We start from the raw sequence: 279 nt of genomic DNA, 5'->3' as shown, positions 1-279 counted from the left end.
CCGCCATGCCACGCGCGGCCTCGCCGACGCCGAGATAATCGAAGGCATGGAAGGCGTTGGGGCCGAGCTGGATGCCGGCGCCGATCTCGCCGAGCGCCGGCGCCTTTTCCAGCACGATGCTGCGGATGCCCTTGCGCGCGAGGCCCACGGCGGCGGCGAGGCCGCCTATGCCGCCACCTGCGATCAATACGGGACGTGCGCCGGTGTTGGTGGTCAAGGATGCCTCCGTCAGGTTGTTTTCTTGAGATGTTCGACGGCGTCCTCCGCCCGCAGCGGGAC

At 69.2% G+C, this 279-nt stretch carries 1 protein-coding gene; it reads right to left on the bottom strand.

Translation table 11 applies throughout. The features are described from left to right. The coding region (locus AC2FA3_RS15150) for an NAD(P)-binding protein (RefSeq protein WP_490510307.1) at positions 1-217 on the bottom strand (217 nt) is incomplete at its 3' end. Positions 218-279 lie beyond the last annotated feature (62 nt).

This window comes from Janibacter sp. CoH_79_TC_3 (assembly GCF_058197955.1).
This window is presented reverse-complemented; position numbering and strand designations above follow the sequence as displayed.